This window comes from Cetobacterium sp. 2A (assembly GCF_014250685.1).
Classification (GTDB): Bacteria; Fusobacteriota; Fusobacteriia; order Fusobacteriales; family Fusobacteriaceae; genus Cetobacterium.
This window is the reverse complement of sequence record NZ_JACFAJ010000006.1, coordinates 550824-568246: the sequence shown is the minus strand read 5'-3', so window position 1 is coordinate 568246 and position 17423 is coordinate 550824. Positions and strand designations below refer to the sequence as shown.

General features: G+C 30.8%; 16 protein-coding genes. All 16 read left to right on the top strand.

Annotated elements, in window-relative coordinates; genetic code table 11:
* Positions 1 to 3 precede the first annotated feature (3 nt).
* Entirely contained in the window at positions 4 to 1728 is a 1725-nt protein-coding gene (locus H3N56_RS06655; protein WP_185880448.1) for a thiamine pyrophosphate-binding protein, read from the top strand.
* On the top strand, positions 1725 to 3056 hold the full coding sequence (locus tag H3N56_RS06650; RefSeq protein ID WP_185880447.1) for a lipopolysaccharide biosynthesis protein: 1332 nt from the start codon (positions 1725 to 1727) through the stop codon (positions 3054 to 3056). Before H3N56_RS06655 ends, H3N56_RS06650 begins: the two co-directional genes overlap by 4 nt.
* A 14-nt stretch (positions 3057 to 3070) precedes the next feature.
* On the top strand, positions 3071 to 3937 hold the full coding sequence (rfbA, locus tag H3N56_RS06645; protein WP_185880446.1) for a glucose-1-phosphate thymidylyltransferase RfbA: 867 nt from the start codon (positions 3071 to 3073) through the stop codon (positions 3935 to 3937).
* Between the two features lie 2 nt (positions 3938 to 3939).
* Positions 3940 to 4521, top strand: coding sequence for a dTDP-4-dehydrorhamnose 3,5-epimerase (gene rfbC / locus H3N56_RS06640; protein ID WP_185880445.1), 582 nt, complete (start codon positions 3940 to 3942; stop codon positions 4519 to 4521).
* Positions 4518 to 5372 (top strand): dTDP-4-dehydrorhamnose reductase, encoded by an 855-nt coding sequence (gene rfbD / locus H3N56_RS06635; RefSeq protein WP_185880444.1) that lies wholly within the window; start codon positions 4518 to 4520, stop codon positions 5370 to 5372. The genes rfbC and rfbD overlap by 4 nt, the downstream gene beginning before the upstream one ends.
* The gene (locus H3N56_RS06630) at positions 5372 to 6493 is read left to right on the top strand and encodes a dTDP-glucose 4,6-dehydratase (protein ID WP_185880443.1); all 1122 of its coding nucleotides are present in this window, start codon (positions 5372 to 5374) and stop codon (positions 6491 to 6493) included. The genes rfbD and H3N56_RS06630 overlap by 1 nt, the downstream gene beginning before the upstream one ends.
* 6 nt (positions 6494 to 6499) lie before the next feature.
* Positions 6500 to 7186, top strand: coding sequence for a tyrosine-protein phosphatase (locus H3N56_RS06625; protein WP_185880442.1), 687 nt, complete (start codon positions 6500 to 6502; stop codon positions 7184 to 7186).
* Positions 7183 to 8262: an ABC transporter permease gene (locus H3N56_RS06620; RefSeq protein ID WP_185880441.1), complete on the top strand. Its 1080-nt coding sequence runs from the start codon at positions 7183 to 7185 to the stop codon at positions 8260 to 8262. The genes H3N56_RS06625 and H3N56_RS06620 overlap by 4 nt, the downstream gene beginning before the upstream one ends.
* 21 nt (positions 8263 to 8283) lie before the next feature.
* Positions 8284 to 9450, top strand: coding sequence for a nucleotide sugar dehydrogenase (locus H3N56_RS06615; RefSeq protein ID WP_185880440.1), 1167 nt, complete (start codon positions 8284 to 8286; stop codon positions 9448 to 9450).
* A gap of 92 nt (positions 9451 to 9542) precedes the next feature.
* The gene (locus H3N56_RS06610; RefSeq protein WP_185880439.1) at positions 9543 to 11165 is read left to right on the top strand and encodes an aryl-sulfate sulfotransferase N-terminal domain-containing protein; all 1623 of its coding nucleotides are present in this window, start codon (positions 9543 to 9545) and stop codon (positions 11163 to 11165) included.
* Between the two features lie 15 nt (positions 11166 to 11180).
* Positions 11181 to 12338: an exopolysaccharide biosynthesis polyprenyl glycosylphosphotransferase gene (locus H3N56_RS06605; protein WP_185880438.1), complete on the top strand. Its 1158-nt coding sequence runs from the start codon at positions 11181 to 11183 to the stop codon at positions 12336 to 12338.
* A gap of 1 nt (position 12339) precedes the next feature.
* The gene (locus tag H3N56_RS06600; RefSeq protein WP_185880437.1) at positions 12340 to 13119 is read left to right on the top strand and encodes a glycosyltransferase family A protein; all 780 of its coding nucleotides are present in this window, start codon (positions 12340 to 12342) and stop codon (positions 13117 to 13119) included.
* Entirely contained in the window at positions 13120 to 14202 is a 1083-nt protein-coding gene (locus tag H3N56_RS06595; protein ID WP_185880436.1) for a glycosyltransferase family 4 protein, read from the top strand. It abuts the gene before it with no gap.
* A gap of 8 nt (positions 14203 to 14210) precedes the next feature.
* Positions 14211 to 15326: an EpsG family protein gene (locus tag H3N56_RS06590; RefSeq protein ID WP_185880435.1), complete on the top strand. Its 1116-nt coding sequence runs from the start codon at positions 14211 to 14213 to the stop codon at positions 15324 to 15326.
* Between the two features lie 8 nt (positions 15327 to 15334).
* Positions 15335 to 16435, top strand: coding sequence for a glycosyltransferase family 4 protein (locus H3N56_RS06585; RefSeq protein ID WP_185880434.1), 1101 nt, complete (start codon positions 15335 to 15337; stop codon positions 16433 to 16435).
* Positions 16426 to 17412, top strand: a complete 987-nt coding sequence (locus tag H3N56_RS06580; RefSeq protein WP_185880433.1) for a glycosyltransferase — start codon at positions 16426 to 16428, stop codon at positions 17410 to 17412. The genes H3N56_RS06585 and H3N56_RS06580 overlap by 10 nt, the downstream gene beginning before the upstream one ends.
* Positions 17413 to 17423 lie beyond the last annotated feature (11 nt).

Genomic DNA, 17423 nt, shown 5'->3' with positions numbered 1-17423 from the left:
TAAATGAAAGTTTCAGATTATATAGTGAAATTTTTTGAAGATAAAGGAGTTAATATAATATTTGGATATATGGGTGGAATGATTACCCATTTAGCAGATTCTATTTATAAAAACTCTAATATGAAGTTTGTTCAGGTTTATCATGAACAAACAGCAGCTATAGCAGCGGAAGGATATGCAAGAGAAACTGGAAAAATTGGAGTTGCAATATCTACTAGTGGACCAGGGGCGACAAATATGGTGACAGGAATAGCAAATGCATATTTTGACTCTATACCTGTAATTTATATAACAGGACAAGTGAATACATACGAGTATAAATATGACAAGCCAATTAGACAACAAGGATTCCAAGAAACAGATATTGTTAGTATAGTTGAACCAATTACTAAATACGCAAAGCTTGTGGATAATGAGAATGAAATAAAATATGAGTTAGAGAAGGCTTATCATATTGCTATGGATGGGAGGAAAGGGCCTGTTGTACTAGATATACCAATGAATATTCAAAGAGCAAATGTTGACCTTAAATATTTAAAAAATTTTGAAAGTAGATCTTTTGAAAATACTTTAAAAGAGTCAGAGTATGAAGAGATAATTAAAATTATAAAAGAATCTAAAAAACCTTTAATACTGGTAGGAGCAGGCCTTATAAGTGATAATTCTCAGGATTTATTAAAAAATTTAATAGATAAAACAGAAATTCCTGTGGTAACATCACTTATGGGAAAAGGATGTTTCCCTGATGAAAGAAAAGAACATATGGGAATGATTGGAAGTTATGGAAATCGTTGTGCAAATATGTTGGTTCCAGAATCAGATTTATTAATAGCTTTAGGAAGCAGGCTTGATACAAGACAAACAGGAAATATATTGGAAGGATTTTTACCAAAAGGGAAAATAATACACGTAAATATAGATCAAGATGAGTTAGAAAATCATAGATTAGAAAATAGATTAAAAATAAATTCTAAAGTAAAAGATTTCCTGAACCAACTAGAAAAAAAATTAGATTATAAAGTAACTGATAAATGGAAAGAATATTATAGTAATTTAAAAGAAAATTATAATCAAGAAAAAGAAATAAAAAAAAATATTGATAACAAAATTCCTTATAAAATAATGGAAGTTTTAGGTAGTTATTCTAAAAATGGAGATATATTTACTGCCGACATTGGGCAAAATCAGATGTGGAGTGCTCAGCATTTAAAAATGAAGGAAAATCAAAGATACTATACAAGTGGTGGGTTAGCTCCTATGGGGTATTCTTTACCTGCGTCCATTGGAGCATCTTTTGGAAACTTATCTAAAAGTGTATATAGTATTAATGGTGATGGTGGTTTTCATATGGCTTTACAATCGTTAATGCTTATTTCTCAATATGATCTGCCAATAAAAGTAATAATTTTAAATAATAATGCTTTAGGAATGATTACCCAATTTCAAGAGTTATATTTTGAAAAAAGAATGGTTGGGACAACACCAGAAGGTGGTTATTTGGTGCCAGAGATATCATTTTTAGCAAAAGCATATAATCTTAAGTATTTTAAAATAACTAAAAATAATATAGATGATAAAAAATATTTGGATGAAGTATTTTCAATTAAAAATGGAATAATTGAATTTTTAATAGAGGGAGAAACTAAAGTTTATCCTAAACTAGAATATAATCAACCAATAAATAAAACTAGTCCAATATTGATAGAATATAGAGAGGATATAAGTTGAAAAATAATATTGATTTTGTACTAAAAAAATTAAATAAAAATAAATTAGTTGTGAATATTTTTTCAGCTTTTATATTTAAAGGACTAGGTATTATTTTAAGTTTTTTAAGTGTTCCAATAACATTAAAGTATTTGGGAAATGAATTTTATGGACTATGGATTTTAATTCTTTCTATAACGAGTTGGATTTACACTTTTGATATAGGAATTGGGAATGGTTTAAAAAATAAAATAGCAGAAGGAATTGCTAAAAATGACAATTTGGAAATAAAAGAAAATATAGCAGCTGGATATTTTGGTGTAATCGGAATAGCGTTAATATTTTTTATATTTAGCTTTATAGTATTGAGTATGATTAATACTTCAAAGTTATTAAATATAAATTTTTTAACTAATTTAGAATTAACTAATATTTTATTAATTAATATTTTTTTTGTATGTTTAAATTTTGTTTTTTCATTATGTAATAATATATTTTATGGGTCTCAAAAATCTTATTTGGCATCATTAAATGCTATATTATCACAGTTTTTTAACATAGTATTTTTAATTTTATTAATAAAAATAGAAAAAACTTCTATAGTGATGTTGAGTATTTTTTATGGATTATCCGTACTATTATCTCACTGTATTTTAACATTAATGTATTTCAGTAAAAATTCCAATATAAATTTTAATTTAAAAGATATTCATTTAAATAAAGTGAAAAAGTTGTTACATACTGGGGGAAATATATTTATAGTCCAGATATGTGGCCTTATAATATTTTCTACAGATAATTTTATAATTTCATATTTTTTAGGCATGGATAAGGTTGCAGAGTATAATATCGTAAATAAGTTATTTGGGATACCTATCTTAATATTAACATTAGTATTAGCTCCTATATGGCCAGCAATAACAAAATCTTATTATGAAAAGGATAGAAAATGGATAGAAAATTTGGTGAAAAAAATGAAAAAATTATTTATACTTATGACAGTTATATGTGTGGGATTGATATTTGTAGGAAAGAAATTCATTCAAATTTGGACTTTAGATAAAGTTAATCCTAATTTTGCATTAATATTGACATGTGGGATAGCTACAATACTTACTGGATATAGTAGTATTTATTCAACACCATTATTTGCTATAAAAACAGATGTTAAATTAGTTTGGTTATCAATATTTCAAGCCATTATGAATATAATCTTATCATATGTATTTATAAAATTTTTAAGATTAGGATCAACTGGAGTAATTTTAGCAACATGTTTTTGCATGGCAACAAATATATTTATTTTACCAAGATGGTTAAATAATAGATTGAAAAATATTATATTATAAGAGGAGCTAAATTAATGAAAGGAATTATTCTAGCTGGAGGAAGTGGAACTAGGCTTTATCCAGTAACAAAGGCAATAAGTAAACAAATTACACCAATCTATGATAAGCCAATGGTTTACTATCCACTTTCTGTGCTGATGTTAGCGGGAATTAAAGATATCTTAATAATATCAACTCCTAGAGATATAGTTACATTTGAAGAACTTCTTGGAACGGGAGAAGATTTTGGCTTGAATATTGAATATGCAATCCAAGATCAACCTAATGGTTTAGCTGAAGCATTTTTAATTGGAGAAGAATTTATTGGAAATGATTCGTGCGCTTTAGTTTTAGGAGATAATATTTTTTATGGACATGGACTTACGGGAATAGTAAAGGAAGCTGCTAAAAGAGAAAGTGGAGCTACAATATTTGGATACTATGTCCAAAATCCTAAATCTTTTGGTGTAGTAGAGTTTGATGAGACAGGAAAGGCAATATCTTTAGAAGAAAAACCTGAAAATCCTAAATCTAACTTTGCAATTCCAGGATTATATTTTTACGATAATACAGTTGTTGAAAAAGCAAAAAGAGTTAAACCTTCACATAGAGGAGAACTTGAAATTACCACTTTAAATGAAATGTATTTAGATGAAGATACTCTAAATGTTTTAAGTTTTGGAAGAGGAATGGCTTGGTTAGATACTGGAACTCATGATGGATTGCTAGAAGCCTCTAACTTTGTTAAAACTATTCAAAGTAGACAAGGAGTTATGGTAGCGTGCTTAGAAGAGATAGCTTACAATAATGGGTGGATAGATGAGGATAAGGTAAAAGAACTTGCTAGACCACTTTTAAAATCACACTACGGTGAATACTTAATGGGATTAATAAAGGAGTAGAAATGTCAAAATTTAATAAAATAGAAACCGGAATTAAAGATTTAATAGTTATAGAACCGACAGTTTTTGGTGATAACAGAGGATTTTTTATGGAGACATATTCTAAAAAGGATTTTCTAGAAATAGGAATAGAGGAAGAATTTGTTCAAGATAACCATTCAAAATCTAAAAAGGGAGTACTAAGAGGGCTTCATTTTCAAACTAAGTATACTCAAGGAAAACTTGTAAGAGTTACATCTGGATCTGTTCTTGATGTAGCGGTAGACCTTAGAAAAGATAGTTCAACTTTTGGGAAATACTTTATAGTTGAATTAACAGAGGAAAATAAAAAGATGTTTTATATTCCTGCTGGATTTGCGCATGGATTTTTAACTCTTGAAGATGATACTGAGTTCCAATATAAATGTACAGATTACTATGCGCCAGAATTTGATTCGGGAGTTCTTTGGAATGATTCTGAAATTGGAATAGATTGGAATTTTGAAAAATATGGACTTAAAGAGGAAGAAATTCTTCTGTCTGAAAAAGATAAAAAGCAACAGACATTAAAAGAATTTGTTGAGAGTGGAGTTGTAATAGGATGATTTTAATTACTGGAGCTAATGGACAACTTGGATATGATTTTCAAAGATTGTTTAAAAAAGAAAATATAGATTTTATAGCAACGGATCATAAAGAGTTGGATATTACAGATGAAAAAAGTATAAGAGAATTTATAAAAGATAAAGATATAGATGTAATTATAAACTGTGCTGCATATAATAATGTGGATAAAGCAGAAGAAGAAGAGGAACTTTGCTATAAATTAAACGCATATGCGCCAGAAGTTTTAGCTAAAATTTCAAGAGAGATAGGCGCTAAATATATAACTTATTCAACAGATTTTGTATTTAATGGAGAAAAGAAAGCTCCTTATACTGAACTAGATAAACCAACTCCTCTTTCAGTTTATTCAAAAGCAAAAGCTTTAGGAGAGAAGTTAGTTTTAGAAGTTAATCCAGAAGCATTTGTAATTCGTACATCATGGGTATTTGGAATAGCCAATAACAACTTTAATCGTCAGGTAATAAATTGGAGTAAAGGAAAAGATAAACTTAGAATAGTTGATGACCAAGTTTCATCGCCAACTTACTCATATGATTTAGCACTTTATTCATGGAAACTTCTAAATACTGGAAAGGGTGGCCTTTATCAGTTAAGTAGTGGTGGAATAGCTTCTAAATATGATCAAGCGAAATATGTTTTAGAAAGTATTGGATGGCAAGGGATTTTAGAAAGAGGAAAAACATCTGATTTTCCACTTCCAGCTAAAAGAGCTGAGTATTCAAAACTTGATTCATCTAAAATAGAAAAGGTTATTGGAGAAGAGATACCAAACTGGAAAAGTGGAATAGATAGATTCTTAGATGAGATGAGAGAGAAGGGGGAGCTTTAATGAAAACATATTTAGTTACAGGTGCAGCTGGTTTTATAGGAGCTAACTTTGTTAAATATATGCTAAAAAAACATAATGATATTAAAATTATTATTTTAGATAAACTGACTTATGCAGGAAATATTGGGACAATAGAAGCTGAACTTAAAGATCCTAGAGTTTCATTTGTGAAAGGGGATATCTGTAATAGAGAATTAGTAGAAAATATTTTTATGAAAGACGAGATAGATTATGTTGTAAATTTTGCAGCAGAATCTCATGTGGATAGAAGTATAGAAAATCCTCAGATATTTTTAGAGACAAATATATTAGGAACTCAAAACCTTATGGAAGTAGCTAAACAGTTCTGGTCAACTGGAAAAGATGAGAAAGGGTACCCTATCTATAAAGCTGGTAAAAAATTCCACCATGTTTCAACTGATGAAGTATATGGTTCATTATCTAAAGATTATTTAGAGCCAATTGAATTAGTTCTAGATGAAAAAGTAGCTAAGATAGCAAGCGGCAGAACTAACCTTAAGACATATGGAGATAAGATGTTTACTGAATTAACTCCACTTGATCCAAGAAGTCCATACTCAGCTTCAAAGACAGCATCTGATATGATTGTTATGGCATACGGTGAAACTTACAAGTTCCCATTCAATATAACAAGATGTTCTAATAACTATGGACCTTATCATTTCCCAGAAAAATTAATACCTTTAATTATTAAAAATATTCTAGAGGATAAAAATCTTCCTGTATATGGAAAAGGTGATAACGTAAGAGACTGGCTATATGTAGATGATCACTGTAAAGGAATTGATATGGTTATATCAAACGCTCCAGCAGGTGAGATATATAATATAGGTGGATTTAATGAAGAACAAAATATTAATATAGTAAAATTAACTCTAGATACTGTAGCTAGAATTAAGAATGAAGAGCCAAAGTATCATCTTATAACTTATGTTCAAGATAGATTAGGACATGACGCAAGGTATGCAATTGATCCTACAAAGATAGTAACAGAGCTTGGATGGTATCCAGAAACATCATTTGAAGTGGGGATAGAAAAAACTATTAAATGGTATTTAGATAATCAAGATTGGGTTGAAGAGGTAGCATCTAGGGGGTAACAAAAGATGATAGATATTCACACGCATGTGTTGTTTGGGGTGGATGATGGGCCTAAGACTTTAGAGGAATCTTTAGAGCTTTTAAAGCAGGCGAGTCATATGGGGTTTAAAGAGATTGTACTTTCATCTCATTATAAAGTTGATAGATATGAAAATGAAAAGTATGCTAAAAATTTTAATATATTAAAAGAAGCTATAAAAAACCATGAAATTCCAATAGATATTCATTCTGGGAATGAAGTATATTTGGATATTGGAATTGAGAATCACCTTCCAAAGACTCAAAATTTGAAAGATAGCAATTATCTTTTGGTAGAGTTTCATCCTATGATAAATATGATTGCAGCTCAAGCTCTTATAAATAGAGTAAAGAAATCTGGCTATGATCCAGTTTTGGCTCATGTGGAAAGATATATGAATCTAACAGTAGATAACTTAAAAAAACTAAAGGAATCGGAAGTTATATTTCAGACCAATATAAAATCAGTTGAGAATATTGATAGAAAACTTCACTGGCTTTTAAAAAATGGAATGATAGATATCTTAGCATCTGATACCCATAGAATTGGAAAAAGAGACTATAATTTCAAAAATCAGTTAACAGAGATTCAAAAGATTGTCGGAGAGAAAAATCTTAAAAAGATGATTTCAGAAAATCCTAGAACTATACTGAATAACGGAGTGATAGAATGAAATTTTGGATGGCATGGACAGGTGTGAGAGAAAATAGGGGAAGAGCTTTCTTTCCTATATTTGGAGTAATTGGAGCTATCTCAGCCCTTATAATGACTCTTTCTCTTGGAAGAGGGGGAAACAGTATAATAGACAGAGACCTCTCTTCTATAGGAAGAAATAGAGCTATGATAGGTGGAGCAAATCTAAATTCAAGAGATATCAAAATAATTGAAAACATTCCTTTCGTAGAATACGCTCTTTTTGTAGACAGCAGAGAAAAAGTCGGAGATAATATATTTATAGGTTATACAGATAAAGCTCTAACTTTTTTAAATATGGAAAGATTGAGAGACGGCGAGATAATAGTTGATAAAAATCAGTTTCCAGATATTTTAACTGGAAGTAATTTAAAAATGGATGCTGGATATGGAGCTCAAAACTTTAGAGTTAAAGATAGATATGAAGAGCAAAATCCTATGGAAACAATGAAAGAGGGAAATAGAATAATTATCTCTCAAGATATGTTTGCAAGACTCTTTGGAGATAGAGACTATAAAAGAGTTGTAGTTTCACTCTCAGGAGAAGAAAGTTCAGAAGATATCTTACCTCTTATAGTAAAACAACTAAATAGAGGGAGAGGAAGCTCAGAAGAAGTAAGAGTTTTAGAAACTCCTGAAGTATATAAAAGAATTGAAAAAATTAAAAAACTTGTGAACTCTGTACTGGGCACACTTTCTATTATAGCCCTTATGGTTGGAGGGTTTGGAATCATGAATCTGATAGGAGCATCAATTAGAGAAAGAACAGGAACTATTGGAATTTTAAGAGCTATGGGGTATAGTAGGAATAGTGTAACTCAGATATTTTTACTAGAAGCTGGTATAATTGTTGGAATAGGTTCAATTTTTGGTACAATCTTTGGAGTAGTTGGAAGTATATTAGCTGGAAATATTTTGAAAATACCACCAGTATTTTCTATAGGGGAAATTATTTTAGCTATATTCACTACTTTAGCAGTAGGTTTAGTTTTAGGGTTGAAACCAGCCTATAAAGCTGGTAAAATGGAAACTGTTGAAGCGTTAAAAACTGTTTAATCATATATAAGGGGGAAATAAATGAAAATAGCAATAGCGGGGACTGGTTATGTTGGACTTTCAAATGCAATACTTTTAGCTCAAAACAATGAAGTGGTGGCTCTTGATATAATTCCAGAAAAAGTGGATATGATAAATGAGGGGATATCCCCAATAGTAGATGCTGAGATAAGTGCATATTTAAAAGATGCCGATTTAAATCTTGTAGCAACAACAAATAAAGAAACAGCATATAAAGGAGCAAAGTATGTAGTTATAGCAACACCTACAGATTATGATCCAAATAAAAATTACTTCAATACAAGTTCAGTTGAAGCTGTTATAAAAGATGTACTTGCAATAAATCCAACTGCAACTATGATAATAAAATCAACTGTTCCCGTTGGTTATACAGATTCAATAAAAGAAAGATTTGGAATAGAAAACATTATATTCTCTCCAGAGTTTTTAAGAGAGGGAAGAGCTCTTTATGATAACTTACATCCATCTAGAATAATACTTGGAGCAAAGACAGAGGAAGCAAAAGAGTTTGCAAATCTTCTTGCAGAGGGAGCAATAAAAAAAGATATTCCAGTTCTATTCACAGAATCAACTGAAGCTGAAGCTGTAAAACTATTTTCAAATACATACCTAGCTCTAAGAGTTGCTTACTTTAATGAGCTTGATACATACGCTGAATTAAGAGGACTAAATACTAAAGAGATAATTGAAGGTGTAGGACTTGACCCAAGAATTGGAGCTCACTACAATAACCCATCTTTTGGATACGGTGGATACTGTCTTCCAAAAGATACAAAGCAACTAAGAGCAAACTTTGAAGAAGTTCCAAACAACCTAATATCTGCAATAGTTGATGCCAACAGAACTCGTAAGGATCATATAGCTGATTCTATCTTAGCTCGTAAACCAAAAGTAGTTGGAATATATAGACTTACTATGAAAACAGATTCAGATAATTTCCGTGCTTCATCTATTCAAGGTGTAATGAAAAGAATTAAAGCAAAAGGAGTAGAGGTTGTAGTATATGAGCCAGTACTTCAAGAGGATAATTTCTTTAACTCAAGAGTTATAAAAGACTTAGAAGAGTTTAAAAAGATATCTGATGTAATAGTAACAAATAGAGTTACTGATGATTTATCTGATGTAGAGAATAAAATCTACACAAGAGATTTATATAGAAGAGATTAAATATAAGTTAGCTTCGAAGGGATGGACTTAAAGGGACTGGTTTTTCTTTGGGTCCATCTCTCTTTAATTAAAAAAAGTAGAGAAGGTGGAATATGAAATTTAAAAAAGAAAAATTTTTAACGCTACTGGTATCTCTGGGACTAATTATAACAGGACCGATTACTGTTATGGAGCATCAGAAAATAGAGGAGTATATTAAAAGTAATACCTATACGAAAGAGTTATACGAGAGCGTACTTAAAAGAAAAGTTAGAAGAAGTTTAGATAGAATGATAAGTAGAGATTCATTTTGCGAAGTTTTGGATAGGCTACCAATTGAAAAGATGGAGCTTGCACAGGAGATATTTGAAAATAAAGATTTAGTGGACTTTATAAATTCAGGTAAAACATTTAGAGAGATAGGAGAGGGAAGTTTTGAAACTTATGATTCAGCAAGAAGACTTCTTAGAATAAGTAAGGGACTGCAAGAACTAGAAATGCTATCACCATCGGTTAAAGAGTATCTAGAAACTATTTATCCAGATGCTGACTATAGAAACTCTATCAGTAAAAATGATAGAGCTCCAGAGATTATAAAAATTAGAGAAAGAATAATTAAACTTTTAAATAACGATACATTAAAAGCAATAGTTGAAGGGCTACCTCCAAATAAAATTGATGCTATGAATAAAATATTGATTTCAAATCCTGATATTTTAACTCTTTTAGAGAAAAAAGATATCTCAGACTTCAGTACCGAAAGAGTATTTTCAGTAGCAAGATCAGTTTATTCGATGAGTAGTTTAGACCCAACTATGGCCGTTGCACTAAATAATATTTTACCAGAATTTGATTATCGTAAAGCAGCTCTTTATGGAAGTCTATATCTATCTGATGCAAGACTTGAAAGAGAGTATGAAAAGCAGTATTCGAAGGGAACTTATTCATTAAAACACCCTTATGTTTTACTAAATCCATATGGGCGTACTCCACTAACAGCAATGGTGAGATTTAATATTTCAGAGCATATAAAGCATCCAAAGATTAGAGTGACTGTTCTAGGTGAAAATTATATGCCAAGCTATACATACTATGTAAATTATATTAAAAATTCACCCGTTCCAATAGTTGGATTATATCCAAATAAAAATAATAGAGTTATATTATCTCTTATGAACAATGGAAGAACTGTTGAAACTACTGAAATAAAGATTACAACTGGTGGACTGGACGATAGACTGCCAAGTATAAATATAGAAAAACGTAGAGTTGATTCAATAGAACCTGGAATGAACCTAGCAAATTACAATCTAAGAGATGAAGGGATGCCATTTGTATTTGATAGTGGTGGAAACATAAGATATGTTTTAACAACTGGTCCAGCTTTTAGAAAAGTTAGTATAAAAAGAGGAGAAGATAACAACTGGGTAGTAAGTAATGATGAGGATAACTTCACAGTTGATATGTTTGGAAAAATTCTTGGAAGAATTGGAAGAGTTGAACCTATAACTCCTGTAAAAAATAGAAGAAGCCAATATTTAGTTAGAAATAACAATATACTGACAATAACAGGATTTCAAGCCAATCCATATGCCACTGCTTTATATTCAGAGGTGGGACTCGATACAAAAGATGAACTTTATAGAGCTGTGCTATACTATGATAAATCTTCTCAAGAGGAGAATAGAGTGGATAGCGGAGAAAGAATTCATCTTTATCCATTAAATGAAAAATAGAAAAAGGAGATTATTATGTTAAGAATTTTATATATAACCTCTCTGGGAATTGTATTTGGGCTTTGTTATGAATTTCTTCCACTTGGAGGAGAGATGGGGATATATGCTCTTGGAACTTTTACTGGGATAATGATTGGAACATACCTTTTAGACTTTAAGAAATTTTTACTAGTGGATCTAATTTTCTTTGGATTTTGGTTTCTTATAAGTTTTGATTTTTGGGTAATTCCATTTTTCTTTATATTTTTAGGAACACAGTTACTGTTTAGAACTCTTATAAATATGGCTACATATCATGAGAAAAGAGTGGTTATTTTAGGTGACGGTGAACTTGAAGAAAATGTTAGAAGAAGTTTGAAAGATAGAGAGGGATACTATTTTTCAGATACAGGAAAGATTGAACTTCTAATAATTGCAAAATTAAAACCTAGCCATGATGAGATAAGAGAGATATTGCAAATGAAACTTTCTGGAGTTCAAGTAAAGGGATATCTGGAATATATGCTAGAATATGAAAAGAAAATTGAAGTTTCATATATAGATGAAGAATGGCTATTGAATGCCTATGGATTTGACATTTTAAGAAGTAGACTTCAAAATAAGATAAAGAGAGTATTTGATTTGGCTATGGCCATCACAATTGGAATTTTAACTCTACCTATTATGCTAATATCAGCGGTTATAGTAAAACTTGAAAGTCCTGGTGGAGTTATATATTCTCAGTCTAGAGTTGGAGAAAAAAATATTGAATTCATGGTACATAAATTCCGTTCTATGAGAGCGGACGCTGAAAAAGGCGGAGCACAGTGGGCACAGGTAAATGACCCAAGAGTAACAAAATATGGGAACTTCATGAGAAAAACTAGAATAGATGAATTACCACAACTTTGGAATGTACTAAAAGGTGAGATGAGTTTTATTGGTCCAAGACCAGAGAGAATGGTATTTATAAAAGAGCTCGAAAAACAGATACCATATTACGGACTTCGTCATATGGTAAAACCTGGACTTACTGGTTGGGCACAAGTTATGTATCCATACGGTGCAACAGTTGAAGATGCAAAGAACAAATTAGAATATGACCTATATTATATCAAGGCATATAGTTTATACCTTGATATTGTGATACTATTTAAAACTTTAAAAACGGTGGTATTTGGAAGGGGGAGATAAAATGTTAGTCACAATATTTACACCAACTTACAATAGAATTCATACGTTGCCGAGACTTTTTGATAGTTTACTTGGTCAAACTTATAAAAATTTTGAGTGGGTAGTAGTCGATGATGGATCTACTGATTATAGTTACAGAATGCTAGAAAGATTTAAAAAGATAGCAGATTTTCCAGTTACCATAAAAAGAGTTGGAAATGGTGGGAAAATGAGAGCTGTAAACGAAGGTGTAAAACTTGCTAAAGGCGAATATTTTATGATTTTAGATAGCGACGATTACTTGGATTTGAAAGCTGTTGAAACTATAGCTGATGTGAGTACAAGACTTCCAAAACATTTTGGAGGTATGGTGTTTAGAAAAGTTGACATAGCTCTAAATGCAATAGCTGGAGCGCCGTTACCATCTAAGAAATATGATTCTAATCCCATAGAGGTCTTCTATAAACTTGGGATTGGTGGGGATAAGGCAGAAGTTATAAAGACATGTATTATGAAGAGATACCCGTTCCCAGAATTTGATGAAGAAAAATTTGTACCCGAAGGGTATGTTTGGAACAGTATTGGCCTTAAATATAAACTTAGATATGTGGATACTGGTATATATTATTTTGAATACTTAAATGATGGATATACTGAAAATTTTAAAAAACTTATGAAAAGAAATCCAAAAGGGTTCCAACTATACTATAAATTTATGTTGGACCAAGAGATACCTTTTAAGCAGAAGGTAAAGTTTTTTATTAGATACTGGCAAGCCACTTTTTACAGGAGGATAGGATAAATGAAAATATTACATATAGTTACCTCTCTTGAACTCGGAGGAGCAGAAAAACTTTTAACGGAGCTTTTACCTGAGCAAAAGATAGGAGGAAATGAGATTCATCTTCTAATTTTGGATTTAAAGGGTGAGATATTTTTAGATAGCTTCAAAGGGAAGGGAATTCTTATTCACCATACAATAATTGGAAATAAGAAGAGCTATAGAAATATTTTAGAGATTAGCGGTTTAATAAGAAGAGAAAATTTTGATATAGTTCATTCTCACCTGACACATGCACAGATTTGGACTGCTGGAGCACGTACTCTGGATAAGAAAAAAGAAAGAGTATATATTACAACAGAGCATAGCACAAGCAATCGTAGAAGAGGGAAAGAGTATTTCAGACATATAGATAGATGGATTTATTCGAAATATAATAAAGTTGTTTGTATTTCAAAGGCAACAGAAGAGGAACTTTTAAATTGGATTGGAAGTAAATTCAAAAGTAAAATGACAGTAATAGAAAATGGAATCTCACTTCTAGCTTTTAGAGGAAGAGTTAGAGATATAAATCTTAAAGAAAAAGAAGTTAAAAAACTTATAATGGTTTCAAGATTTCACCGTTCAAAAGACCATCTGACTGTAGTTAGAGTTCTTGAAAAATTACCTAAGAGCTATACTCTAACTTTTGCTGGAGACGGTGAAACTATGGAGAGTGTAAAAAGAGAAGTTATGCAACTTGGTCTTCAAGATAGAGTTATGTTTTTAGGATACACAGATGAAATATCAAAACTATTTAAAACTCATGATATAGCTATTCAATCTTCTAACTATGAAGGGTTTGGAATTGGAGCTCTAGAAGCTATGGCATCTGGAATACCAACAATAGCAACAGATGTTCCAGGTCTTAGTGAGGTTGTAGAAGGCGGAGGTCTTTTATTTAAGCTAGGAGATGTAAATGATTTATATGAGAAGATAACTGAACTTGAAAACAGAGAGAAATATCATAAAATAAGTAAAGCTGGAATAGAGAGAAGCAATCATTTCAGTATAAAAACAACAGCTAAAAAATATGTGGCACTATATAAAAAACTGATGAAATAGGTGATGCAATGCTTATATACTGGATAATCTTACTGGGTCTTGTACTCAGTTCGGTTTATGACGTTTTTTCAGAAAACACAATAAGAAAAGCAAGACTCTATAAACTTTGTTTAGGGGTACTTGTTTTATTTTTTGGCTTTAGGGGATTTGTTGGATGGGATTGGTATTTCTATTATCCAACATTCATGGAAAACAGTTATACTTATGAACCTGGATATATGCTTTTCAATAATTTGACAGGTTTGTTATATAAAAATTATCATTTCTTTATCTTTGTAAATAGCTTGGTGGACTTTATCTTCATATACTTTATTTTTAAAAGATGGTCAAATTATCCAATACTTACCCTGCTGATGTTCTTTGGAATTCAGGGTATTCCAATGGAAATTGATCTTCTTAGAAATTTAAAGTCCATACTTTTATTTTTACTGTCACTTCAATATATAGAGCATAGAAAACCTATAAAATTTTTACTGTTAAATCTAGTTGCAATAAGTTTTCATAGTTCAGCTCTGGTCTATCTTCCCATGTATTTCATTCTTCCACTAAAACTGAATAGAAAGATTATTCTTTCATTTTTTATTTTAGGAAATATATATTATCTTATGGATATGAAATTTTTAATAAAAATTATTGAGCAGATGGGACAAATCGGAAAAAATTATGTTTCTGTGATACCAAATGGATTTAGTAATGAATTTAATATTTTTTACTCTGAAAGGGTAGTACTTTTTCTTTTAGCTTTTCTTTATAGTAGAGATAGAATAATTCAAAATAGTCTCTACATATGGGTAGCAATATTTCTATTTACAAATGAACTTTCGATAGCTTCAGTGAGGCTAGGAATACTCTTTGTTTACAGTGTATGGTTTATACTTAGTGAACTTCCAAGTATCACAGAAAATAAACTGGTGAAATCCATTTTCTTAGGAATTGCCTTTTTCTTTGCTATATTTAGATTCTATAATCACATCTCATTTTCAGGAGTTAAGATAGCTTATCCTTATGAGAATATACTATATGAACTTGAAGAGGAAACATATGAGAGTAATCTAGAAAAAGTTATTAAAGCTCGTGGGAAAGTGGATGAAGGAACTGGAAGAGAGCTTCTTCTCCAATATTAGGAGGAAAAATGAAAATAATATTTACAGCGAATGTGCTTTGGGATATCTATATATTTAGATACGGTGTTATAAAAGCTCTAAAAGATAAGGGTAATGAAATTATAGTTGTTGCACCAAAAGATAAAAGAATAGATTTTGAAAAAGAACTTGGAATAAGACATATCCCGATAGACCTAAATATGAGAGGGATGAATCCTGTTGAAGATTTAAAACTTATGCTTCAGCTGACAAAGATTTATAAAAAAGAGAAACCAGATATGGTTTTCCATTATACTATAAAACCAAATATATACGGAAGTATAGCTTGTAAAATAGCAGGAGTTCCATCTATTGCAGTTCTAACAGGACTTGGATATTCATTTGTAGCTGGTGGAACAATAGCTAAAGTGGCTAAAGCTATGTACAGATTTGCACTTAAATTTCCAAAGGAAGTTTGGGTTTTAAATTCAGATGATAAGAAAGAACTGGTAGAAAATAGAATTGTAAAAGCTGATAAAATCTTTGTTTTACCAGGTGAAGGAATAAATTTAGAAAGATTTAAAAAGCTAAATATTCCAAAGGATAAATCTAAAAAAACTGTACTTATGATAGCTCGTGCATTTAGAGATAAGGGATTTTATGAGTATGTTGAATCAGCTAGAATCGTAAAAGAAACTTATCCAGATGTTGAATTTCAGTTTCTAGGTGCACTCGGTGGAGAGGGTGTAAATGGAATTGATGAGATAACTATGAGTAGATATGTAGAGGAGGGAACTCTTACATATCTTGGGCATAGAAAAGATGTTCCTAGAATAATAGACCTCTCTACAATGGTTGTTTTACCATCGTACCGTGAAGGTATATCTAAAGTTTTAATGGAAGCAGCAAGTATGGAAAAACCAATTGTAGCAACTGATGTCACAGGATGTCGTGAGATAGTTGAAAATGGTAAAAATGGATATTTAGTTCCTCCAAAAGATGTGAGTGCTTTAGCTAAAGCCATAATTAAAATCTTGAATCTAGATGAAAAAGAACTAGAAGAGATGGGTAGATATGGTAGAGAAAAGATGGAAAAAGAGTTTGATGAAAAAATTATAATAGAAATATATGAGGAGAAATTATGGAGTTGAGCATAATAGTTCCAATATACAATGTAGAACTATATCTGAGGGAGTGTTTGGATACTCTCTACTCTTTGCATGGAATAGAAAAAGAAATCATTTTAGTGGATGATGGATCGACAGATTCTAGCCCTAAAATAATTAAACATTACGCAGAAAAATACCCAGATGTAACTGTGGTTGTGAGTAAAGAAAACGGAGGGTTATCATCAGCTAGAAATGCTGGAATAAGAGCTGCGACTGGTGAATACATAGCTTTTATAGATAGTGATGATTTCATAGAAACTGATGAATTTGCTCTGTTTGTCAAAATTGCAAAAGAATCAAAACTGGATGTAGCAGTTGGAAATATGAGATATTATATGAACGGAAAAATAAGTGAACCACTTTTTCGTTCTGACCTTGTAAAGAAATCTAAAATACTTAGGGGAACAAAGTTTTTCAATCTTCTTTTTGAGGAGCAAAAATGTTTTAGAGAGGAGGTAGTGGATGATCTCTACAGAAGAGAGTTCATTTTAGAAAATTATCTTTTCTTTAAAGAGGGAATTTTACATGAAGATAGTGATTTCACTCCGAGAGTATATCTAGCTGCTAAAAGAGTGCAGTATCTAGATATATGTTTTTACTACTATAGACAAAGAGAGGGTAGTATAATGAGTGTTGTATCAGATAGAAGCATGGACTCACTAGAAACAATTTGCTATGGACTTTTAGATAAATACTATCACACTGATGAATATGGAAAAAAAGCTCTTTCGAAATTAATTCCAAGTTTTTATAAAGTGATACTTTATAGATATTTTAATTCTGGAAGAGATTATAAGAATAAACTGAAAAAATATAGAGGACTTTATAGAGCTGTTAAAGCTTATAAAAATTTAAATTTAGAGGAGTTACTTGTTTTTATAAGTCCATCTCTTGCAAATAGAATCAGAAGAAAAATGGGAAAAGAGATAGATTGTCAGCAAAAGACTCCAAAATTTTAAGAGAAAAGGTG